This window comes from Micromonospora sp. NPDC049359, assembly GCF_044466585.1.
Classification (GTDB): Bacteria; Actinomycetota; Actinomycetes; order Mycobacteriales; family Micromonosporaceae; genus Micromonospora.
This window is the reverse complement of sequence record NZ_JBITMW010000020.1, coordinates 45083-66995: the sequence shown is the minus strand read 5'-3', so window position 1 is coordinate 66995 and position 21913 is coordinate 45083. Positions and strand designations below refer to the sequence as shown.

The window sequence follows — 21913 nt, the reverse complement described above, 5'->3', positions numbered from 1 at the left end:
CGGAGACCGACCCGGCACCCAGCGTCGCCCGGCGTCCATCGCACCCGCCGGGGGCGCGTCCGACATTCATTGACTGATGCGAATACGTAAGCGCATCGCTACTATGGGTCAGTCTCGAGGCAAGGGGGTAGTGCCCGCGTGCGAAGTCCCGTCAACGGAACCGCGCCGACGTCCGCGCCCGGTCGACCCGCGCCCGTCGTGGCCGACCGACCGCGCGGGCTCGTCCGGCGTCTGGCGCTGTTGGCGGTGGCCGTCGGGGGCGGCTTCGTCCTGGCCCTCCTGTTCCAGGGGCCGGCCAGCGCCGACGACACGCGCGGCGGTTCCGGCGGCGCGCTTCATCGGCAGCTCGGCGCTCTGGTGGAGCCGGTCCGGCAGGTCACCATCACCGAACGCTCCGACCCCGACCCCCGCGGCGGCGTACGCGCCGAGGACCCCCGCCGTGGCGGGCGCCACGCTCCGCTGACCGGCGCGATAGCCGGTGTCGTCGGCGCACGCGACGTGCCGTCCCCGACCGCGTCCCGCCGCCCGACGGCGGCCGCGCGGACCTCCGTGCCGCCGTCCCGGACGGCCACCTCCGTCCGGCCCGACGCCACACGGTACGAACGGCTGCGCTCCTCGACCGCGGCCCGCGCGACTCATCGTTCCGCCCACCGCGCCCGCCCACCTCGATCGGCGGCAGATTTCGCACGGCAGCCGGCGACCGCCGCGCCCGATCACCGAGAGCTGCCCGAAGCGCTCGCCTCGCCCGCCGTGGCGGGCCTGCTCACCCCGGTCCTGCGGCCCGCCGTCGACGTCGTGCGCGCCCTGCCGATCGCGCCCGTCGTCCCGGCGCTGCTGCGCGTCGTCGACGCCGTCCTGCCGCCCGCTCTCGGCGCGGTGGTCGTACCCGCGCCGCGTTCACCGGTCGCTCCCCCGGCGCTCGAACCGACCGCCGCGTCGCCCGCCGCCTCGCCCGGCGCGGCGCCCGCACCGGCCCCGCCAACCCCGCCGCCGGTTCCGGCGCTGCCGCCGATACACGCCGCGGCGACGCCAGCACCGGTCACACCGCCGCCGACACCCGTGGCCGCGTACCCACCTGCCATGGCCCCACCGGGCCACCTCGCCGCCCGCCCGGCGCCGCCGGCCGTCGCGGCCTACCCTCCGGGTCAGCCCGTCACCCCGGTCGACCAGGACGCCGCCGGCACCGACGAGGGCTCGGCGCCCGCGCCGGGCCTGATCCGGCCGGCTCACCGGCAGTCACACCCCGGCATCGCCGCGCTCTGCCACCTCGTGCCGCTCTCCGTCGAGAGCCGAACTCCGTCTGGGATCGCCCGCCCGGGCTGAAGCCGGCCGCCGACCGCCGGGCTGCTCGCCCGCGCGGTCGGTCCCACCCCGCTGGCCTGGTCAATGGTGCCCGCGCCCACGCGCCCTGACGGCGTGGTGGGCCCATGGCCGCCCGACTTCTCGCGTACGACGATCGCTGCCAACCCGTGGACACACCGGGTTCGGTGACCGTCGTGACGTGCACCTGAGATCGGAGAAACACGGTGATCCACGTTGTTGTCGCCGAGGACATGGGTTTGCTGCGCGGAGCGCTCTGCGCCGCGCTGTCCCGTGAGGAGGACATGGAGGTGGTCGCCGACGTCGAGGGCGTCGGCGAACTGTTGACGGCGGTCCGCCGGTGCAGGCCGCAGGTGGTGGTGCTGGCGCTGACACCGGAGCTGCCCGACCCGGTGGAGGTGGTCGCCCGGATCAGCGCCGAGGCGCCGCACGCCGCCGTGTTGGCGATGAGCCCCCGGTGGAGCCCGGCCCTCGTGGAGGCGGCGCTGGCGGCCGGCGCACGCGGCCTGGTCGGCAAGGACAGCCCGCTGGTCGAGTTGGTGCGGTCGATCCGCGCGCTCGCGGCCGGGGAGCGGGCGATCGACCCGGCGGCCGCGGTGGCGGTGCTCAGTCCGTCGGAGATGCCGTTGACGCCCCGGGAGTTGGACGTGCTGCGGATGGCCGCCGAGGGTCTGCCACTCAAGGAGATCGCCGGTCGCCTCTTCCTGGCCCACGGGACGGTGCGTAACCACCTGTCGGCGATCCTGCGCAAGATCGGGGCCCGCAACCGGTTGGAAGCGGTGTGGCACGCCCGGCGCAACGGCTGGTTGTAGCCATCGGGGCGGGTCCGTCACGGGCCCGCCCCGTCGCCGTGCGGCCCCGACGAATGCGTGTTTGAATATTGACGTTGAGTGATCGTCATGCAAGCGCGGGAAGGTTCGTCGTGATCCGTACCCTGCTCGCTCTGGACGGGGCCCTGGTGTTGGGGGCGCTGTCGTTCGTCCTCGCCGCCGAGGACGACATCCGTGTCGTGGCGGAGGTGGATCGCGGCGACGCGGTCCGCGCGGCCGTCCATGCCCAGCGCCCGGACGTGGTGGTGGCCGACCTCGATCTGGTCGAGGAGGAGGTGCCCGGTCGCCTGGGCCTGTGCCCCATCCTGATGCTGGTCCACCCGCACCGGGCCCGCCGACTGCGGGGGATGCTCAGCCCGTCCCGGACGGTCGGCATCCTGCGCAACGACGCCGCCCCCCAGCGGGTCGTCGACGGGATCCGCCGGCTCGCCCGCCGGGAGCCCGTCCTCGACGCGGACCTCGTCGTCGCGGCCCTGCACTCGGACGACCCGCTGACCGAGCGGGAGCGGGAGGTGTTGACGCTGACGGCGGCGGGGGCACCGGTCGCCGAGGTCGCGGCGTCGCTCGGGCTCAGCCGTGGGACCGTCCGCAACCACCTCGCTCGGATCGCCCGCAAGGTGGGTGCGCGCACCCGGGTCGAGGCGGTGCGGTTGGCGGGCGAGGCGGGCTGGATCTGACCGGCGGAGGTCAGGCCGGCCGGGTCGCCGGGGACGGCGTCACCGGCTCCTCCCAGCAGCCGACGAGCGCCCGGTAGGTGGCCGAGCGGGTCAGCAACTGCTCGTGCGTCCCCACGGTTGGCGCGTCGCCGTCGAGGACCAGCACCCGATCGGCGCGCAGGGCGGAGCTGATCCGGTGGGCTACCACGACGAGGCTGCCGGGCCGTCGAGCGAAGGCGGCCTCGACGGTCGCCTCCAGCGCCGGGTCGAGATGGCAGGTCGCCTCGTCCAGGACCGCCAGCGGGGCGGGCGCGAGCCAGGCCCGGACCGCCGCGACGAGCTGCCGCTCACCGGCGGAGAGCTGGGCCGGTACGACCGGCGCGTCCAGGCCACCCAGGCGGGTCGCCAGGGGGCGTGCGCCCAGCTCGTCGACGGCGACCGCCAGGGTGTCGTCGTCGGCGTCGGGCCGGAGGTAGCGGAGGTTGTCGGCCAGCGTGCCGGTGAAGACGTACGCCTGCTGGGGCAGCAGCACCCGCATCCGGGCCAGGACGGCCGGCGCGGTGTCGGCGACCGGAGCACCGGCCAGGTGGACCGTGCCCTCCTGCGGTGGCACGAGCCCGGCCAGCAGAGCGGCCAGCGTGGACTTGCCCGCGCCGCTGGGTCCCACCACGGCAAGGTGATCGCCGTTGGCCAGCGTCAGCGAGAAGTTCCGCAGGATCGGCTCGGCGCTCGGGCCGTACCGGAAGGTCAGTCCCCGGACCTCGGCGGCCGGTGACCCCCCGACCGGCCTGGTCGACCGGCGCGGGCCGGGAGTCTCCCCCGTGGGCGCCGGCCGGTGGGGATAGACGCGCAGGATGTTCTCCAGAGTGACCGCGTAGCGCAGCCCGCCGCCGCCGAGGCCCTGCACGAGGGTGTGCACGGCGGGTTGCAGCCCGGTGGACACGTAGATCAGCGCCCCCAGCACCGCGCCCGCCGTCATTCCGCGCTCGACCAGCCACGGAGTGGCCACGAGCAGCACCACCAGCGGTGACCATCCGCCGATGCCGAGGCTGAGGCTACGGATCACCGCCATTCGGGCGAGGGTGCGCTCGGCGGCGGCCTGCGCCGACACGTGCTGCTCCACCTCGGACGCCACGCGCGCCTGGGCGCCACAGGCCAGCACGTCGCGGTGACCGGCCAGCGCCGTCGCGGCCGACTGGCCCAACCGCTCGCCCGCGCGGACGTACGCCCGCTGGTGCGCGACCATGGCCGGCAGAGCGGCGAGAAACACGGCCAGGCCGGCGACCAGCGGCGCGGCGGCCAGCGCCGCCGCCACCGGCGCGAGGGCGAGGAGGCCGAGCAGGGCAGCTCCGGCGGAGAAGAGGAAACCACGCGTGACCATCAGCAGGCCGGCGAAGGTGTCCCGGACGATCTCCATCTGGTGGGTCAGCCGGGTCATCGCCGCGCTGTCCGGGCGACCACCCGCGCGGGTGGCGTCCCGGAGCGCGCCCCGCACCACCTGGGCGGCCACCTCGTCGCGGAACGGCTCGACCACCGCGCCGAGGCTCCGGTACGTCCGGCCGGTCGCCGCCGCGCCGACCAGCACGGCCACGGCGAGGACCCCCAACCACGCCAGCCCGTCGACGAGACGCCCGGCCAGGAAGCCGTGGTCCACGGCACGGGCGACCAGCAGGCCGGCGAGCAGCGCCGGCAACGCCTCGACGAGCGACCACCCGCAGAGACGGGCGAGGTCAGCTCGGCGGGCCCGCAGCGCCCGCCAGGTCACCCGGCGCACGGTCAGCGGGGTCACGATCCACCGCCGGCCGGCTCGAACACGGCCCGGTAGTCCGGCTCGGCCCAGAGTCGCCGGTGCGGCGCCAGCGCGCGCAGCCGACCGCCGTCCAGCCAGGCGACCAGGTCGGCGCGGGCCGCCGCCGCCGCCCGGTGGGTGACCACCAGTCGGGTCCGCTCGCCGGGGCGCCCGACGATCGCTTCGGTGATCCGGTGTTCGGTCGCCGTGTCCAGGCTGGACGTCGCGTCGTCCAGGATGAGCAGCCGCTCGGCGGCGAACGCCCGGGCCAGGCCGAGGCGTTGGGTCTCACCACCGGAGAGCGGCGCGTCCACCAGCGGTGTGCGGTACCCCTCGGGCAGCCGGTCGATGACGTCGGCGACCGCCGCCAGACGGGCCGCCCGCAGAACCGCCGGCGTGGCGGGGCGCGCGTCGGCCGGTGGCACCGCGACGGCGCCCGGCAACGCCAGGCCGACCGCGTCGTGGACCGTCGCGCCGATCAGCACCGGCTGGTCGAAGGCGTAGCCGACGGCTCGGCGCAGCGCCGACGCGTCGAGGTCACGCAGCGGCACGCCGTCGAGGAGCGCCGTACCGTGATCCGGGTCGTGCAGCCGTCCCGCCACGGCCGCGAGGGTCGACTTGCCGGCACCGGACGCGCCGACGACGGCCACGGTCGCGCCGGCCGGCACGTCCAGGTCGATGCCGTCCAGGATGGGCCGGCCGTCATCGCCGTACACGCGCACGCCCCGCAGTCGCAGCGCGCCGCCGCCGGGCGGTAGGGGCCGGTCGCCGCTCGTCATGGCGGGCTGTCGCAGCGGTTCGGCGACCCGGTGCGCCCCGGCGCGGCTGCGCACCAGGTGGTTGAGCGTGGCGAGGACCGCACCGAGGCCGGCGCCCATGGCCGCGTACCGGACGGCGGCGACCAGTTCACCGGGCGTGAGCCAACCGGCCGTCAGGGCGTACCCGCCGACCGCGACGACGCTCAGGTGCAGCAGCGGCGCCACGGCGGCGGTACGCGCGCTCGCCCGCGCCAGCAGGTCCCAGGTACGTCGGCCGTGCCGGCCCAGCTCCGGCAGGGCCGCCAGCACGCGGGCCTCCTCGCGGTGGACGGTGGCGGCGGCGGCGATGGTCCGGGCGCCGGTCAGCGACTCCAGCAGTCGGCCGGCGATTTCGCCGAGCACCCGTTGGTAGCCGGCCGTCGCGGCGGAGGCGTCGGCCACGAAGGCGCGCATGAGGACGGCGAGCAGGCCGAGGCCGGCGAGCAGGGTGATCCCCAGGATCGGTTCCAGGAGGGCGAGCGCGACGACGCTGCCGAGGGGCGGCAGCACCGCCACGGCGGCCAGGACCACGGCGTTGCCGGCCTGCCCCGCGTCGGCGGACTGGCCGACCAGGCGACCGACGAGATCGCCCACCGGGTACCGGCGGGTGGCACGCACGTCCAGCGCGAACAGGTGGCGCAGCAGGTGGCGGCGCAGTCCGGCGGTGGCGCGGGCGGCGCCGAATCCGCTGGCCAGGTCGGTCAGGGCGTCGACGCAGACGAGGGCGACGACCAGGCCGCCGGCGGCCACCGCCCACCAGAGCGGGCCTCCGGTGAGGGCGGCGTCGACGGCGCGGCCCAGGGCCGCGGGAAGCAACAGTTCGGCGGCCGCGCCCAGGAGCGCGACCGCCGCGAGCCCGGCGGTCCAGCCGCCGCCAGCCAGGACCGTTCGCCGCAGCAACCGGTCCCCCGCGTCGAACGTCGACATCGCTCCTCCCGGTGCCACGCGGTCGCCCTGGGTGGGCACGTCTACCCACCCAGGGCGATCACGTTCGTGCGACGGATCAGTTGCAGGTCGTGACGGAGAGCGAGCTGTCGCCGCAGAGCAGCAGGCTCGCCCGGCTACCGCCACCCGTGCGGTCGGCCGGAGCCATCTCCAGGCCCTGGAGGTCCAGAAGCGCCATGTCGTTCACCTCCCTTCCATTCCTTCGTCGATCCGGTCGCCCCCGCTGTCGCGGGGGAGTCTCTGCGCGCCCGGCAGGGGCGCGAGGAAGGGCAGCACCGGCGGGTTGTCGTCCCGCGCGCAGGTCAGCGCGTACAGCACGCCGGCGGTGCCGGTGCCGAAGTCCATCGAGAGCCGGAGCAGCTGCTCACCGGGGAAGGCGGTCCCCTCCCGGTACGGCAGCGCGTGCCAGGCCAGCCGGTCCACCTGCGCGTCGAGCTCCCGGCGGTCGCCGTCGTGAACTGAGGCGGCGAGGTAGGTGATGATGCCGGCCCGGCCGGCGAAGAGCCCGGTCTGCGCGTAGAACGGTGACCGTGCCGCACGGCGGATCCCCGCGCTGGCCTGTGCGAACCCGTCGTCGTCGCGATGGCGCAGGTACTGATCGAGAACCAGTCCGATGCCGACGCTGCCGTGTGCCAGGTACGGCATGGTCCGCCAGCCCTCGTTGACCTCCAGGGCGCCGTCCGGGCGCAGCACGCACCGGCGCAGATCCTGGCGCAACGCCGTGGCGGCGTGCCCCAACAGGTCCTCGTCGCCGCTGAGCTCGTAGAGCCGCAGCAGCGTCAACGCCGGTCCGGTCCGGCCGCGCAGCAGCCCGGCGTACGGGTGGCGTCCGCCGCTGATGTCCGGGCCGGGATCGTCGGGCAGCTGCCCGATCAGCCGCTCGGCGGCCCGCCACGCGGCATCGCGCAACGACACCTCCCCGGTACGGGCGGCCAACTCGGCCAGGTTGAGCGCGATCCCGGACACTCCGCTCGCCAGGCTGTGGTCGAGTCCGTCCAGCGGCTCGCGCAGGCAGATGTCGAGCACGTCCAGCGCATCCTGCCGGCGGCCGAGGCTCTCGAGGGCGTGGGCGACACCGTGCAGGCCGTCATAGAAGCCGCAGCGGGTGCCGGACGGGGGCGCGGTCGCCCGTCGTACCAGCCAGTCCTCGTGTTCGGGCCACCGTCCGACGCCGCTGGTGTGCAGCGCGTACAGCACTCCCGCCGCCCCGTGGGCGAGGTTGAGGCCGCCGCTGCGGAACTGCTCGATGTCGCCGGGGAAGAGCCGGTCGGCGCGTGTCGGGGTGGCGCTGGCCAGGATGGCGCTCGCCAGCCTGTCCCGGGTGACGGGTGCGTCGTGCGCGGCCGTCACCTGCGGGCCGCCGGTTATCTCCTCGACCGCCGGGTCGAGGAAGGACCTCGGCACTGGAAAGTTCGCGGCGATGACGTCGGCCAGGTGCGCCGCCTTCGCCGGGGCGAGCCGCACCAGCTGGGTCAGCGGCAGGAACAGCGCCAACCGCAGGCAGGCCAGGGCGTACCTGTCGACCGCCGGTCCGGTCCGGTCGCGGGGAGCCGCGAAGCCCTGGTTGCGCAGCCCCGGTCGGCGGTGCCCGTCGATCGGCGCGGCCACCTCGAAGTCGACGAGGGCGACCCGGTCGTCCGGACGGATCATGATGTTGAACAGGTGCAGGTCGCCGTAGACCAGGCCGCGTTCGTGGATCGCCGCGATGAGGGACTCGACCTGCTCGTGGACGTGCCGGGCCCAGCGGGCGTACGCCGCCCGGTCCTCGTCCGTCGCGTCCGCGTCGATCAGCGGATACCTGTCGACCAGCACCTTGTTCAACGGTCGACCCTCGATGAACTCCAGCGCGAGGAACCGGTGCTCGCCCAGCTCGAACTCGTCGTGCACCCGGGGCACCTGGGGCAGGTCGGCGAGTTGCCGCAGGGCGTCGGCCTCGCGGGCCAGCCGGGCTACGGCGTCGGCGCCGTCGGCGTCGAGGCCGGCGTGCGGCCGGGCCTCCTTCAGCACGACCTCGGTGTCGGTGCGCAGGTCGCGGCCCACGTACAGGCCACCGCCGTTGGAGAAGTGGATCACCCGTTCGATCCGGTACGGCACCTGGTCGGTGCTGGTGCCGCTGCGCGCCGCGAGGTGCGGGCCGAGGAAGTCGGGCAGGGTGACCCAGGACGGCACGTGGAAGACGGGATCGCGCCGGTCCGGCACCAGCGTGCCGGAGTCGTCCTCGATCGCCGGCACCACCTGACCGTCGGGCGAGTGGCAGTAGCGGGCGGCGAAGCCGCCGTAGCGCACGTGGATCGGGCCGGCGCCATAGCGCAGGTCGCTGAGGATGTACGGCCCGGACTCGCCGGTGAGCAGCTCGTCGAGCTCCTTGCAGACCAGCTCCAGCTCCGCCTCGTCGCGCGGGTAGACGGTGACGAACTTGCCGCTGGCGGCCCGGGAGGCGTACTTGGAGTTGCGCAGCAGCAGTGTGCGGGGCCCTCGGAGGAACTTGAAGGACAGGCCCCGGGGTACGCAGTAGTCCCAGACGGCGTCCAACACGCGCTCGGCGTTCGCCAGACCCGCCGACACGTGGATCTTCCAGCCCTGCTGCGGCAGCGAACCGCCGTCCGGGGCGTAGATCAGCCAGTCGTCGAGCGGCTCACGACGCCAGCCGGTCGGGATGTCCCGCTCGGCGGCCGGAAAGACCGGCTGCGCGACGGCGCTGCCGAGCGAGTCGTAGAACAGGCGATCCGCGGCGCAGTAGCTGTCGTAGCGTTCGTCCACTGTCCCGCCGCCTCTCGATTCCGGCCGGCTGCTGTCGTCCGGCGTTGCATCGAGTCTCATCGACGGGGCCCGGTGGGCTCCAGTGCGCTAAGTCACCGACCGTGATGCGAGGTGCACACGAACTCGTGACAATAGTCAGGCACTGCCGAGGTTTGAAAAGACGACAGGTGGGCACCGGGCCGTCGCCCGATCCCCACCTGTCGTCGCGCACGTCGTCAGCCCAGGTACTTCTCCCACGGGCCGGTGATCGCCAGGGTCAGGCCCGGGTCCTGCATGTTGACGAACAGCACCTTCCCGTCGGCGCTGAAGGTCGGGCCACAGAACTCCGAGTCGTTGAGCTGGTTGCGGGCGATCGCGTACGTCGGCCCGCCCGGGATGGTGCTGAGCACGTGCGAGGCGCCCTTGCCGTCCTCGGCGAGCACGAGGCTCCCCCACGGGGTGACCGTCACGTTGTCCGGGCCGTCGAAGGTGATGTCGGTGTACTTGACCGGCGTCCCCTCCTCGGCGGCGGCCTGGTGCGGGAAGTACGTCACGAGCTGGATGGTCTGGTCCTTGAAGCTGTAGAACCAGACCATGCCGTCGTGCGGCGCCGCGTCGGCCGGCAGGTCGCCCTCGTCCCAGGCGTAGGAGTTGACGACGTACACGCCCTCGTCGGTGCTCCAGACGCCCTCGAACTTGCGGCCACGGGTGACCTGACCGTCGGCGAACTGCTCGCGTACGGAGGTGTGCCGCGCGTCGCGGTCCGGCACCTCGATCCACCGGACCGGGAACGGGCGGCCGAGCTGGGCGGAGGTCAGGTAGGCGACGTCCGGCAGCACGGAACCGTCGTCCATGATGATCTGCATGGCGGCGAGGACACCGGCGTCCGGCGCGAGGCGGGTCAGCACACCCGGGCCCAGCTTCACGCCGCGCGGCGCGGACCAGCGGTAGAAGAGGCCGTTGGGCTCGTCGGCGTCCTCGGAGAGGTAGACGTGGGTGCGGTCCCGGTCGATCGCCAGCGCCTCGTGGGAGTAGCGACCCAGACACTTGATCGGCCGCGGGTCAGCGCTGCCGTCGGCCCAGACCTCGAAGACGTACCCGTGGTCCTTGGCGTAGACGCCGGAGCGGTCGCCCTCCTCCCACCTGTCGCCGGCGCGGTCCTCGGTCTCCTCGCAGGTCAGCCAGGTGCCCCACGGGGTCGGGCCGCCGGCGCAGTTGGAGATGGTGCCGGAGAGGGCGACGAACTCGCCCAGGTTGCGGCCCGCGAGATCGGTCGTGATCACCGTGCAGCCACCGGCGTCGACGGCGCCCGGGTCGTAGACGGTGCCCTTGACGTGCGGTACGCCGAACTCGGCGCCCGGGTCGATCTCGTGGTTCTGGATCAGGGTGTAGCGGCCGCGTCCGGCGTCGTAGACGGCCATGCCGTCGTGGTCCGCCGGGGTCACGCCCTGACCACGGTCGAGGCGGGTGACGCCGGTACGGGTGACGATCGTGTAGCGGAAGCCCTTGGGCAGGGCCAGGATCCCCTTGGGGTCGTCCACCAGCGGCGGGAAGGGAACGCGACCAGCCCCGCCCGGCGAGTGCGGTCGGGCGGGGCTGGCCTGCGCCAGGGACGGCAGGCCACCGGCGACGGCGAGGCCCACACCGGCGGCGGCGCCGCCGGCGAGGAAGGTACGACGGGAGGAAGGCACGGGGATCAGCTCCTGATCAAGACAGTGCGACGGCCGAAAGCCAACCCGCACCGATGAACACCGAAGCGTCAGCTGTGGGCTCCACCGGTGACATCGGGGTGAAGAAACGGCGTCACCGGGGTCGTCGCGGTGACGCCCAGCCCTGCTCGTGCAGCCGTTCGATGCCGTCCAGCAGCAGGTCGAGCGCGAACTCGAACTCGAACTGGTCATCGCAGCCCTGCCCCACGACCGACTCGTCGTCGTGGGACGCCGCGGTGGCGATCTCCGCCAGGTGTGGGAACCGGGCGGCGAACTCCGGCGGCATCGCCGCGGCGGGTTCGGGGCTGGCCGCTCCGGACCGACCGGCGCGGCGGGAGTCGTCGAACAGCTCCTGGCTGAAGCCCAGCACCCGGCTGCCCATCGTGTGCATGACGTGGTGTGCGAGGTTCGCGGAGAACCCACCGGCCCGGAGGGTGCCGACCACCGAGTCGAGGTAGGCCAGGACGGCCGGCGTCGCCATGGTCCGCGACTCGATGGCCAGCGGCGCCCAGGGGTGCCGGCGCAGCACCGCCCGCGCCGAGAGGATGCGCCGGCGGATGGCGTCCTTCCAGGTGGTGTCGCGCTCGGGTGGGTCGATCTGGCCGACGACCACGTCGATCATGCCGTCGAGCAGTTCGTCCTTGTTGGCCACGTGCTTGTAGAGAGCCATCGGCACGACGCCCAGGTCCTGGGCGAGGTTGCGCATGCTGAGTGATTCGATGCCGGTCTCGTCGGCGAGCGCGACGGCCGCCCGCAGGATGCGGTCCCTGCTCAACGGCGTACGGCGCAGCGTCTCAGCCTGCTCGACCATCTCGTCCTCGTCCTGTCCGGCGGTTGTTGAACGATAACCACCATTGACAGGTGTACGGCGTACACTTACCGTTGGTGTACGCCGTACACCCCAGGGAGGGGCCATGAAGGCGATCGTGCAGGACCGGTACGGCGGCCCGGAAACACTCGTTCTCGGCGACGTCGACACGCCGACACCCGCCCCGAACGACGTGCTCGTGCGGGTGCGGGCCGCCTCGCTCAACGCGTACGACTGGCACGCCATGCGCGGCGATCCCCGGATGGCGCGGTTGGCGATGGGCCTGTCGCGGCCCCGCGCACGCATCCGCGGCCGGGACATCGCCGGCCGCGTCGAGGCCGTCGGGGCCGACGTACGCGACATCCGGGTGGGCGACGCGGTCTTCGGCGACCTCGGCGACGCCAACGGCGCGTTCGCCGAGTACGCGTGCGTGCCCCAGACGCAGGTCGCACAGCTGCCGACGAACCTGACCCCCCAGCAGGCGGCGGCCCTGCCACTGGCCGGCACCACGGCGCTCCTGGGACTCTGCGACGTCGGGCGGGTCGAGCCCGGTCAGCGCCTGCTCGTCAACGGCGCCTCGGGCGGCGTCGGCACCCTCGCGGTGCAACTGGGCAAGGCGCTCGGCGCGACCGTGACCGGGGTCTGCAGCACCCGCAACGTCGACCTGGTCCGCTCCCTCGGCGCCGACGACGTCGTCGACTACCGCCGGGACGACTTCGCCGACGGCTCACGCCGCCACGACGTCGTGCTCGACCTGGTCGGCAACCGCTCCCTCACCGACCTGCGGCGCGCGCTGACACCGACCGGGACGCTGGTGCTCTCCGGCGGCGGCGTGTACGGCGGCGGCAGCCTCGTCGGGCCGGTGTGGCTGATCGCGCGCGGACGACTACTCGCGCCGCTGGTCCGGCAGCGCATCGTCACGCTCACCACGACGCCGGGCCGGCAGCACCTCGACACGCTCCGCGCCCACGTCGAGGCCGGCCGCCTCACCCCGGTCGTCGACCGGACGTACCCGCTGCACGAGGTGCCCGACGCCATCCGGTACGTCGAGGGCGAACACGCGCGGGCCAAGGTCGTCATCACCATCTGACGTCCGCCGCGCGACCGCATCCGCCGGTACGGACGTCCACCAGCGTCGCGACGCCAGCGCGGCCAGACCCGCACCGGCGGCGTTGAGCAGCACGTCGTCCACCGAGGACACCCGGTCGAGCCGCAGGACGTACTGCGCGGCCTCCACCAGGACCGAGCAGCCCGCCCCGAGCAGCAGAACCCGGCGCACCGACGTCAACGCCGCGAACCGCAGCGGGGCGAAGAACCCCAGCGCCGCGAACACCAGCAGATTGCCGACGATCTGGCCCGTCGCCCTCGACGGGCCACCATCGACGACGATCGTGATCAGATCGCGTAGCGGCACGAGGTTCACCCGACCGGCGACGACGCCGGCCGCCGACCCCGGCAGGAGGATCATCCACACCCACGGCACCGTCCCGTAGGCGATGCCGACCTCCGCCGCCGACTTGCGCCACGCGTGCGGGTCACCGGCGGCCCGCCGACGACGCGCCAGGGCCCACACCGCCAGCGCGGCCAGCGGCAGGACGACCACCGTGACGAGGGCGACGCCGGTGAAGGTGCCGAACCAGCCGTGCCAGCCCCGGAGCATGGCTATCCGACGCCCTTCCACTGCGTCGCCGGGGTGAGCGGCACGGGCACGGGTCGGCGCGGCGTCGTCGTCAGCTCGATCCGGCGGCCCTGCGCCGCCGACTCCAGCAGCGCGGTCATCGTCTCAAGGACGTGCAGGGCGACGTCGCCACCGGCGCGGGGCGCACGCTGGTCATCGGCCAGGACGAAGTCGAGCAGGCCGATCCCCCGGCCGCTCTCGGCGTACCCGGCGCGCGCCTGGAGGGCACGCCACTCGTCGCCACCGAGCGCGAAGTGGCGGACCTCGCCGTCGAAGTAGTTCGGGTCCGGCACGGCGAGCGTGCCGGTCTCCCCGTGGACCTCGATGGGCGCGGCGGTCGTCGCGATGCCGTCGAAGCTCGTGGTGATCGTGGACAGCGCGCCGTCGACGTGTTCGAGGACGCCGGTGACGTGGGTGTCCACCCGAACCGGGATGTGCTCACCGGCGCGTGGGCCCGAACCGATGACGCGCTCGGAGCGCAGGCGGCTGGCGGCCCCGACCACCGCGCGGACCGGCCCGAGCAGGTGCACGAGCGCCGAGATGTAGTACGGCCCCATGTCGAACAGGGGGCCACCGCCGGGGGTGTAGTAGAAGTCCGGGTGCGGGTGCCAGCGCTCGTGACCGGCCGTGACCATGACGGCCGTCGCGGACATCGGGCGGCCGATCAGGCCGTCGTCGATCGCCGCACGCGCCGTCTGCGTGCCCGTGCCCAGGACGGTGTCCGGCGCGCATCCGATGTGGACGCCCGCCGAGGCGGCGCGGTCGACGATCGAGCGGCCGTCCGGGAACGTCACGGCGAGCGGCTTCTCGACGTACACGTTCTTGCCGGCGTCGATCGCGGCGCGTGAGACGTCGGCGTGCGCCGCGGGGATCGTCAGGTTGAGCACCGTGTGCACGTCCGGGTGGGCGAGCAGGCGCTCGACGCTCATCGCCGCACTGCCGGGGACCGTGGCCGCCGCCGCGGCCGACCGGGACTCGTCGAGGTCGGCCAGCGCGGCGATCCGCACCGCGGGGTGGTGCGCGAGGGTGTCCAGGTACGCGCGGGAGATGACCCCGAGACCTACGATGCCGACGCCGTGCGGGTCGCCCACACCATCCCCCTCTCGATGACGGTACGTACCGACGGGTGCTCCAGCACGTCGAGGTTGTGGCCCGGAGTTGTCACGACGACGCGGCCCGCGCCCCAGCGGCGGGTCCAGATCGCCGGCGAGGTGACCGACCGGTGCCACGGATGCCACTCCCGCGTGGGGTGGGTGGTGACGGCCAGGACGTCGATCAGGTCGTCGTGCAGCACCCAGTACTGCTCGCTGACCAGGTCGAAGTCCTCGATGCCGGCGGTGATCGGGTGTTCCCGGCCGAGGTCGGTGACGCGCACGCTGTGCGGCAGGAAGTTGTCCTCCTCCCCACCGTGGCGCTCGCACGGCTCCTTGCCCGGGTGGGTGGCGAACTGGCCGCCCACCAGGTGCAGGTACTCCGCCGAGGCACGGAACGCGTCCACCATGCCGCCGTGCCAGCCGGTGAAGCCCGTGCCGGCGACGACCGCCGCGGCGAGTCCGGCCACCTGGGCCGAGGTGATCTCCGACATCGTCATGCACTGCACGATCAGGTCGGTGCCGGCCAACTCGTCGGCATCGGCGTAGATCTCCGTCGACTCCTCGACCCGTACCGCGTAGCCGTTGCGTTCGAGGAAGGGGATGAACAACTCGGTCGCCTTGACCGGCTGGTGCCCTTCCCATCCGCCTCGGACCACAAGTGCTCTCAGCTGCGTCACCGTCGCTCCTTCCACCGTCCGTCGCCACCGGGCCGACCGCTGCCGCCCCGGCGTTTGTCGGGCATCGAAACCGTACCCGTGCGGCCGTGTCACGGCACGGCGCGGTGCGTGCCGGATCGTACGTCGGATGGCCGATTGTCCACGCTCAGCGCCGTCGATACGGTGATTCCGTGTTCGGGGAGGCCGTGCAGGAGCTTCGGCGCAGCAGCGCGTTGACCCAGGAGGATCTGGCCGCGAAGACCGGGCTGTCGGTCCGTCACCTGCGGGACCTGGAGGCCGGGCGGATCGCCCGACCGCGTCCCGCGACGATGCTGTTGCTCGCCGACGCCTTCGGTCTACAGGGGTCGAGACGGGACCGTTTCCTCGCCGGGGCCCCCACCCCACCCCCGTCCAGTGGCGTTCCGGCGCAGTTGCCGGCGGACGGTTTCGGCTTCGTCGGCCGCGAGGGCGCGCTGGCCCGCCTCGACGAGATCCTGGCCCGGTCGGTGGATCAGCCGACCGCGATGGGGCTCGCGATCGTCTCCGGCACCGCCGGGGTGGGCAAGACCGCGCTCGCGGCGCACTGGGCGCACCGCGTCGCCGCGCACTTCCCCGACGGCCAGCTCTACGTCAACCTGCGCGGCTTCGACCCGGGCGGCGTCCCGCTCAGTCCGAGCACGGCGCTCGCCGGGTTCGTCAACGCTCTCGCGGGACCGGCGGCCCGCCCGTCGACCGGGCTGGACGAGCAGGTCGCCCGGTACCGGAGCCTGCTGGCCGGCCGACGGGTGCTCGTCGTGCTGGACAATGCCGGCGACGCCGACCAGGTACGCCCGCTGCTGCCGGGAGCGCCGGGCTGCTTCGTCCTCGTCACCAGCCGCCACCAGTTCCTGGGCCTGGTCAGCGTGAACGGCGCCCATCCGGTCACCCTGGACGTCATGTCCGGGGCCGAGTCCCGCGCGCTGCTGACCCGACGCCTCGGCGCGGAACGCGTGGCCGCCGAGCCCGAGGCCGTCGACGCCATCGTCGGCGCTTCCGCCGGGCTGCCGCTGGCGCTGTCGGTCGTGGCCGCCCGCGCGGCGATCCACAGTGGGTTCCGGTTGACGGACCTGGCCGCGCACCTGCGCCCGGAGGCCGATCGCCTCGACGCCTTCGACGGCGGTGAACCCGTCACCGACCTGCGGCTGGTCATGTCCTGGTCGTACCGGACGCTCGACCCGGCCACCGCCGGGCTGTTCCGGCTGCTGAGCGTGCATCCGGGCCCGGACTTCGCCGTCGCGGCGGCGGCCAGCCTCGCCGGGATCACGCCCGCGCGGGCCCACCGCCACCTGACCGAGCTGACCCGGGCCCACCTGCTCAACGAGCACCGGCCCGGCCGGTTCACGTACCACGACCTGCTGCGCGCTTACGCCGCCGAGCTGACGGCGGTCGAGGACGGCGAGGCGGACCGTCACGCGGCCCGTACCCGCCTGCTCGACCACTACCTCGGCGTCGCGTACGCCGCCGACGAACTGCTCTATTCGCAGCGGGACCGACTGCCGATCGACCCGCCGGGGCCGGGGGTCGCGCCGGTGCCACTGGCCGACCGGGACGCGGCGCTGGCGTGGTTCACCGACGAGCACCCGGTGCTGCTCTCGGCGCTGCGGCTGGCCGCCGACCACGGTTTCGACCGTCACACGTGCCACCTGGCCTGGGCGATCACCACCTATCTCAACCAGCGCGGCTACTGGGAAGACTGGACCGGCAGCCTGCGGGCGGCGTTGTCGGCGGCCGTCCGGCTGGCCGACGACCGGGCCGAGGCGTACGCCCACGGGGTGCTCGGCTTCGCCGGCATCGCGCTGCACCGGTACGCGGACGCGCAGCGCCACCTGGAGCTGGCGTACGACCGGTACCGGCGGCTGGACGACCTCGCCGGGCAGGCCCGCGCCGAGCTGAACCTCGGCTGGATCCGCGACCAGACGGGCGAGCCCGAGTTGGCCCTCGGCCACGCCCGGGAGGCGCTGCGGCTGCACCGGCAGGCCGGCCACGTCACCGGCCAGGCCTTCGCGCTGAACGCGGTGGGCTGGTCCCAGGGCCAGCTCGGCGACCACCACGCCGCGATCGAGAGCTGCCAGCAGGCGCTGGCCCTGTTCACGTCGGCGGAGAACGTGCTCGGGCAGGCGATCACCTGGGGCAGCCTCGGGCAGTCGCACCTTCAGCTCGACGCGTTCACCGACGCGGTCACCTGCTACGGGCACGCTGTCCGCCTGCGCCGCGAGATCGGTCACCGCCGGTTGGAGGCGGACGCGTTGGTGAGTCTCGGCGACGCTCACCTGGCCGCCGGCGACGCCCCGTCGGCCCACCTGGCGTGGCAGCGGGCGCGGGACATCCTCTCCTCGCTCGGCGAGGCCGACACCGGGGCGCTCGACGCCAAACTCGCGCAGCCGCGCTGAGGGCCCCAGGTGCCCCGCGTACCGGTCAGAACGTGGCGATCGGGTTGACCGGGCTGCCGGACGTGCCGGCGAAGCGGACCGGTGCGACGGCGAGCTGGAAGTCCCACTGGCCGAGTTCGGCGGCGGTCGTCGCGCACGCCTCCAGGTCGCAGTTGTCGAGCAGCCAGAGACCCATCGCGACGAGACCGACGGCGTGCACGGGCATCAACACGTCGTCGTACCCCGAGGGCTGGACGTCCTGCGGGGAGTCGGCGGCGATCAGCGCGACGCCGCGCTCGTGGAGCCACGGCAGGCAGGACGCGTGCCAACCGGTCTGCGCGAAACCGGTGGCCGAGCGCCCCTCGCGCCGGAAGCGCCCGTGGCCGGTACGCAGGAGCACCGCGTCGCCGACACCCACCCGTACGCCCTGGCGGCGCTCGGCCTCTTCGAGGTCGTCGGGGAACACCCCCTGGCCCGGTTCCCACCAGGGGACGTCGCGGGCCCCGGCGACGTCCAGCAGGACACCGCGGGTGATGATGCCGTCCGCCGCCGCCGTGACGGCCGCCCACGCCGAGCCCGCCGCCTCGTCGACCAGCGAGTGGGACCGCCCGTTGTACATCGCGCCGTCCCAGAAGATGTGGCACGGCGAATCGAGGTGGGTGATGGTGTTGCCGTGGTACGTGATGCCGAGTCGCTCGTTCGAGAAGCCCCAGCGCCGGTCGGCGTGGAAGGCGGCCGGCATGTTCTCGGCGCCCGGCATCTCCACGGCGTACGGGCACGTCGTCGTCGACCGTTCCATCTCCCCCGGCACGGTGACCTCCCACGCGCAGGACACACTCCTGCCACGGCGCACGGCCCGCGCCGCCGCCAGTCGGACGTCGTCGGTGATGTGGTTCAGCGTGCCGCGCTCGTCGTCGTCGCCCCACCGGCCCCAGTTCGACAGCTTGTCGAAGTATCCGAGCACGTCCTCCTGCGTCGGCAACGCCCGCTCTGCCGTCATCGCGGCACCTCCTGTCCGGCCTTCCTGCATCCCAGGCAGGGTATCCCCCGGCGCGTCAGGTCTGGATGGTGAACGTGGCGACGACGCCGTTGTGGTCGGACGCGGTGCCGCCGACGATGTCGTATCCGGTCATCCACATGAGCTGGTACTCGGGCAGCCGCTTCCAGAAGTAGATGTAGTCGATGTGCCGGTTGCCGTGCGTACCGGTGCCCTTCTCGCCGTACAGGTTGTAGTTGGAGCGCAGGTTGGGCAGTTCGTTGGCCTCGAAGACCCGCCACGGGAACTTCGCGTACCCGAAGGCGCGGTCGGCGCTGAAGTCGACGTTGAGGTCACCGCTCACGATGACCTGGCCTCCGCCCTGCTTGTCGACCGCCAGGTCCTTGAGTCCCTGGAACTGCGCCTCGGCGCACCGGGTGCGCGGCAGGTCCTCCGGCCGGCCGGCGTCTTCGATGCCGGCCACCGCGTGGGCGTTGATGTGTGTCACGGTCCGACCGCTGGCCTTGTGGCGGTACGTGACCCAGTTGTTGTACCGCGCGGGCGGCACCTCGCCCGGGCCGTTGGTGTCACATACGAAGATCGAGCCCTTGTCCCGTACGTCGAACATGCTCCGGCGGGCGATCAGTGCCTCGCCGGCCTGGTTGGTGCCGCCCGGCGCGTACAACCACCATCCGTTGTCGGCGGCCCAGTTCTCCAGGAAGTCCTTGCGGTTGCCGACCTCGTTGAGACCGACGAGGTCCGCCCGGGACGCGATCAGGTTCAGGTCGTGCGCGAAGTCGGCCTGGCTCAACCCGTTGTAGATGTTCAGCGTCGCCGCCCGGAAGGCCGTGGTCGCGGCGGCCGCCGGTGTGGCCGGCAGCAGGGCCGCCACCAGCGCGATGGCGGCCGCGAGAGCACCAAGGGCGCGGGCTGGGCGGCGTGTTGTCGTCGGCATCGACTCCCCTTCGCACACGTGAGGACCGCCGTCGGTGGCGGTCGGCGCACTCTATCGATCTCAGTCGACCTGATGCCGAACGCGGAAGTACGCGGAGGCGACAGCTTGGGGTCGCGGGCCGGTGGGGGTCCAGCCCTGCGGGTCGGCCAGCACCACCGCCTGTGCGGCGATGACGCGTTCACCGTCAGAGGTGAGCACGGGAGCTCAGATTTCTTGCGTGTCACGCATCTTTGCGTGGCACGCAAGAAGTGCTAGGGTGGTGGCATGACGGGGCTGCGGGAGCGCAAGAAGGCCGAGACGCGGGCGGCGCTCGGCTGGGCCGCGATCCACCTCACCGCCGAGCGCGGCTACGACAACGTCCGCGTCGAGGACATCGCCGAGGCGGCCGGCGTCTCCCCGCGTACCTTCAACAACTACTTCTCCAGCAAGGCCGAGGCCATCGCCTCCCGCCACCTCGACCGCAGCCTGCGCACCGCCGCCGCGCTGCGCGAACGCCCCGCCGACGAGCCGCTGTGGGCCGCGCTCACCCAGGCCGCGCTGGCGCAGTTCACGCGCGGCCCCGAGGTCGAGGCGATGCCCTCCCCCGCGCACGCCCAGTGGGTGGCCGGCGTCCGCACCATGCTCGCCGAGCCCGCCCTCCAGGGCGAGCGCCTGCGCGCCGTCGCGACCGCCGAGGCCGAGTTGGCCAACGCGGTCGCCGAACGCACCGGGACCGACCTCGCCACCGACATGTACCCGAGGCTCGTCGCGGCCGCTGCCAGCGCGGCCGTCGCCGTCGCCATGCAGCACTACCTCGACAGCGCCGACCCGCCCACTCCGATCGAACACCTCATCACCGACGCCTTCGCCCAGGTCGCCGCCGGCCTCCCCGCGCCGCCCCGCTGACGCGCCGGCCCGCACCCGGGCACCCCTCACCCACCATCCTCAGCCGCGTCACACCCCGCGGCGGGCCGGTCGTACGCCGCGCCCGCCGTGGCGACGACGCACGCCCCGAAGGGATCACGACCGTGATCGACGTCCTCATCGTCGGCGCCGGCCCCAACGGCCTGATGCTCGCCTGCGAACTGGCTCTCGCCGGTGTCCACCCCGTCGTCCTCGAACGCCACCCGACGCCCGGCGGCGAGCCCCGCGCCAACGGCCTCGTCGGCCAGGTCGTCCGCCTCCTCGACCGGCGCGGCCTGTACGCGCGCCTCAGCGGCGACAGCAACCCGCCGTCCCCGCAACCCGCCTTCACCTTCGGCGCGTTCCCGCTGGACCTCACGGTGCTCACGGACAACCCGCACTACGTGCTCGGCGTGCCGCAGGCCCAGCTCGAAGCCGCCCTCGCCGCCCGCGCCGCCGAACTCGGCGTCGACCTGCGCCGCGGCCACGAGGTCGTCGACCTGCGCCAACGGCCCGACGCGGTCGAGGTCGACCTCGCCGACGGTACGCGGCTCACCGCCCGCTTCGTCGTCGGCGCGGACGGCGGCCGCAGCCGGGTACGCCGTACCGCCGGCATCGACTTCCCCGGCGTCACCAACGACCGGTCGGTCTCCCGTACCGCGACGGTGACCGTCCCCGCGTCGTTCCTCGACCCCGAGACCGGCGGCCTGCTCGCCCCCGGCTACGGGGTCGTGCCGCCGTTCCTGCACACCCGCACGCCGCGCGGCCTGATCGCCTGGGCCCCGTTCCCCGGCCGGCCGGCGCTGGTCAGCACCACGGAGTGGCCCGACGCGCCGACGAGCGACGAGACCCCGATGAGCCTGGCCGAGCTGCGCGCCAGCGTCACCCGGGTGCTCGGCGTCGACGTGCCTCTCGGTCCACCCGACGGCCCCGGCCTGCTCCGCCGGCTGACCGGTCGCAACACCCGGATCGCCGCCCGCTACCGCGCCGGTCGGGTGCTGCTGGTCGGCGACGCCGCGCACGTGCACCCCGCCATCGGTGGCCCCGGCCTCAACCTCGGCCTGCAGGACGCCGTGAACCTGGGGTGGAAGCTCGCCGCCACCGTGCGCGGCTGGGCGCCGGAGGGTCTGCTCGACACGTACGAGACCGAACGTCGTCCGGTCGCCGAGCGGGTCGTCATGTCCACCGAGGCACAGTCGGCGCTGATCGGTCCCGGCGAGGAGATCACCGGGCTGCGGGAACTCTTCGGCGAACTACTGCGGATACCGGAGGTGACCGGGCACATCGCGGCGCTGATGTCCGGCGCGGACATCCGCTACCCCGCCGATCCCGCCGACCCGATGGCCGGCCGGTCCGCCCCCGACGTGGTCGTGCACGGCGACCGGGGCGTCGTACGACTCGCCGAGCTGACCCGCGGCGCCCGGCCGCTGCTGCTGGACTCCACGGGCGCCTGGGCCGAGGTCGCCGCACCCTGGCGGGACCGGGTGGACGTGGTCACCGGCCACCTGGAGGGCACGACCGCGACCGGGCTGCTGGTCCGCCCCGACTGCTTCGTCGCCTGGTCGGCCGGGGACGCCTGCACGTTGCGCGCCGCGCTCACCCGCCACTTCGGCCGGCCGCTCTGACCATCGGTGGCCGGGAACGCCTCGCGCTCCCGGCCACCGGCTGTCC

At 73.7% G+C, this 21913-nt stretch carries 18 protein-coding genes and 1 pseudogene; 7 read left to right on the top strand and 12 right to left on the bottom strand.

Annotated features, from left to right (window positions below):
- The first annotated feature begins 138 nt into the window (after window positions 1–138).
- The 3 genes from ACIBTX_RS31885 to ACIBTX_RS31875 all read left to right on the top strand — a co-directional run bounded on the left by ACIBTX_RS31885 (window position 139) and on the right by ACIBTX_RS31875 (window position 2827).
- Window positions 139–1323 carry a hypothetical protein gene (locus ACIBTX_RS31885; protein WP_396833379.1) on the top strand — a complete coding sequence of 395 codons (1185 nt, stop codon included), beginning with the start codon at window positions 139–141 and terminating at the stop codon, window positions 1321–1323.
- Window positions 1324–1526: 203 nt separating this feature from the next.
- The gene (locus tag ACIBTX_RS31880; RefSeq protein ID WP_357125411.1) at window positions 1527–2132 is read left to right on the top strand and encodes a response regulator transcription factor; all 606 of its coding nucleotides are present in this window, start codon (window positions 1527–1529) and stop codon (window positions 2130–2132) included.
- A 110-nt stretch (window positions 2133–2242) separates the two neighbouring features.
- The gene (locus ACIBTX_RS31875) at window positions 2243–2827 is read left to right on the top strand and encodes a response regulator transcription factor (RefSeq protein ID WP_357125408.1); all 585 of its coding nucleotides are present in this window, start codon (window positions 2243–2245) and stop codon (window positions 2825–2827) included.
- A gap of 10 nt (window positions 2828–2837) precedes the next feature.
- Here ACIBTX_RS31875 and ACIBTX_RS31870 read toward each other — a convergent pair whose 3' ends face one another.
- The 6 genes from ACIBTX_RS31870 to ACIBTX_RS31845 all read right to left on the bottom strand — a co-directional run bounded on the left by ACIBTX_RS31870 (window position 2838) and on the right by ACIBTX_RS31845 (window position 11596).
- A complete protein-coding gene (locus ACIBTX_RS31870; protein ID WP_396833385.1) occupies window positions 2838–3785 on the bottom strand; it encodes an ATP-binding cassette domain-containing protein in 948 nt (315 codons plus the stop codon).
- Window positions 3786–4591: 806 nt separating this feature from the next.
- A complete protein-coding gene (locus ACIBTX_RS31865; RefSeq protein ID WP_357125401.1) occupies window positions 4592–6319 on the bottom strand; it encodes an ABC transporter ATP-binding protein in 1728 nt (575 codons plus the stop codon).
- Between the two features lie 76 nt (window positions 6320–6395).
- Window positions 6396–6515 carry a SapB/AmfS family lanthipeptide gene (locus tag ACIBTX_RS31860; RefSeq protein WP_013734295.1) on the bottom strand — a complete coding sequence of 40 codons (120 nt, stop codon included), beginning with the start codon at window positions 6513–6515 and terminating at the stop codon, window positions 6396–6398.
- 5 nt (window positions 6516–6520) lie between these two features.
- The gene (lanKC, locus tag ACIBTX_RS31855; protein WP_357169124.1) at window positions 6521–9097 is read right to left on the bottom strand and encodes a class III lanthionine synthetase LanKC; all 2577 of its coding nucleotides are present in this window, start codon (window positions 9095–9097) and stop codon (window positions 6521–6523) included.
- 215 nt (window positions 9098–9312) lie between these two features.
- A complete protein-coding gene (locus tag ACIBTX_RS31850) occupies window positions 9313–10767 on the bottom strand; it encodes an alkaline phosphatase PhoX (RefSeq protein WP_357169121.1) in 1455 nt (484 codons plus the stop codon).
- Between the two features lie 112 nt (window positions 10768–10879).
- Window positions 10880–11596, bottom strand: coding sequence for a TetR/AcrR family transcriptional regulator C-terminal domain-containing protein (locus tag ACIBTX_RS31845; protein WP_357125392.1), 717 nt, complete (start codon window positions 11594–11596; stop codon window positions 10880–10882).
- A gap of 103 nt (window positions 11597–11699) precedes the next feature.
- Here ACIBTX_RS31845 and ACIBTX_RS31840 point away from each other — a divergent pair, with 103 nt between their 5' ends.
- Complete coding sequence (locus tag ACIBTX_RS31840) at window positions 11700–12683, top strand: NAD(P)-dependent alcohol dehydrogenase (RefSeq protein WP_357125389.1); 984 nt, start codon at window positions 11700–11702, stop codon at window positions 12681–12683.
- A 63-nt stretch (window positions 12684–12746) separates the two neighbouring features.
- Here the strand turns inward: ACIBTX_RS31840 and ACIBTX_RS31835 are convergent.
- The 3 genes and pseudogenes from ACIBTX_RS31835 to ACIBTX_RS31825 all read right to left on the bottom strand — a co-directional run.
- Window positions 12747–13061 (bottom strand): annotated as a pseudogene (locus ACIBTX_RS31835) (VanZ family protein); the annotation flags it as partial.
- A gap of 194 nt (window positions 13062–13255) precedes the next feature.
- Window positions 13256–14362, bottom strand: coding sequence for a Gfo/Idh/MocA family oxidoreductase (locus ACIBTX_RS31830; RefSeq protein WP_357125386.1), 1107 nt, complete (start codon window positions 14360–14362; stop codon window positions 13256–13258).
- Window positions 14332–15042 (bottom strand): ThuA domain-containing protein, encoded by a 711-nt coding sequence (locus tag ACIBTX_RS31825; RefSeq protein WP_357169118.1) that lies wholly within the window; start codon window positions 15040–15042, stop codon window positions 14332–14334. Before ACIBTX_RS31825 ends, ACIBTX_RS31830 begins: the two co-directional genes overlap by 31 nt.
- A 170-nt stretch (window positions 15043–15212) precedes the next feature.
- Here ACIBTX_RS31825 and ACIBTX_RS31820 point away from each other — a divergent pair, with 170 nt between their 5' ends.
- On the top strand, window positions 15213–17450 hold the full coding sequence (locus ACIBTX_RS31820) for a tetratricopeptide repeat protein (RefSeq protein ID WP_357169115.1): 2238 nt from the start codon (window positions 15213–15215) through the stop codon (window positions 17448–17450).
- Window positions 17451–17475: 25 nt separating this feature from the next.
- Here the strand turns inward: ACIBTX_RS31820 and ACIBTX_RS31815 are convergent, their stop codons facing one another.
- The 3 genes from ACIBTX_RS31815 to ACIBTX_RS31805 are packed head-to-tail and all read right to left on the bottom strand — an operon-like array spanning window position 17476 to window position 19558.
- On the bottom strand, window positions 17476–18429 hold the full coding sequence (locus tag ACIBTX_RS31815) for a cyclase family protein (RefSeq protein ID WP_357169112.1): 954 nt from the start codon (window positions 18427–18429) through the stop codon (window positions 17476–17478).
- A gap of 55 nt (window positions 18430–18484) precedes the next feature.
- Window positions 18485–19360: an endonuclease/exonuclease/phosphatase family protein gene (locus tag ACIBTX_RS31810; RefSeq protein ID WP_357169109.1), complete on the bottom strand. Its 876-nt coding sequence runs from the start codon at window positions 19358–19360 to the stop codon at window positions 18485–18487.
- Between the two features lie 60 nt (window positions 19361–19420).
- Window positions 19421–19558, bottom strand: coding sequence for a hypothetical protein (locus ACIBTX_RS31805; protein WP_357125370.1), 138 nt, complete (start codon window positions 19556–19558; stop codon window positions 19421–19423).
- Between the two features lie 66 nt (window positions 19559–19624).
- Here ACIBTX_RS31805 and ACIBTX_RS31800 point away from each other — a divergent pair, with 66 nt between their 5' ends.
- Together ACIBTX_RS31800 and ACIBTX_RS31795 are read left to right on the top strand one after the other, a co-directional pair.
- Window positions 19625–20245: a TetR family transcriptional regulator gene (locus ACIBTX_RS31800; protein WP_357169106.1), complete on the top strand. Its 621-nt coding sequence runs from the start codon at window positions 19625–19627 to the stop codon at window positions 20243–20245.
- 122 nt (window positions 20246–20367) lie between these two features.
- Window positions 20368–21867 carry an FAD-dependent monooxygenase gene (locus ACIBTX_RS31795; RefSeq protein WP_357169103.1) on the top strand — a complete coding sequence of 500 codons (1500 nt, stop codon included), beginning with the start codon at window positions 20368–20370 and terminating at the stop codon, window positions 21865–21867.
- Window positions 21868–21913 lie beyond the last annotated feature (46 nt).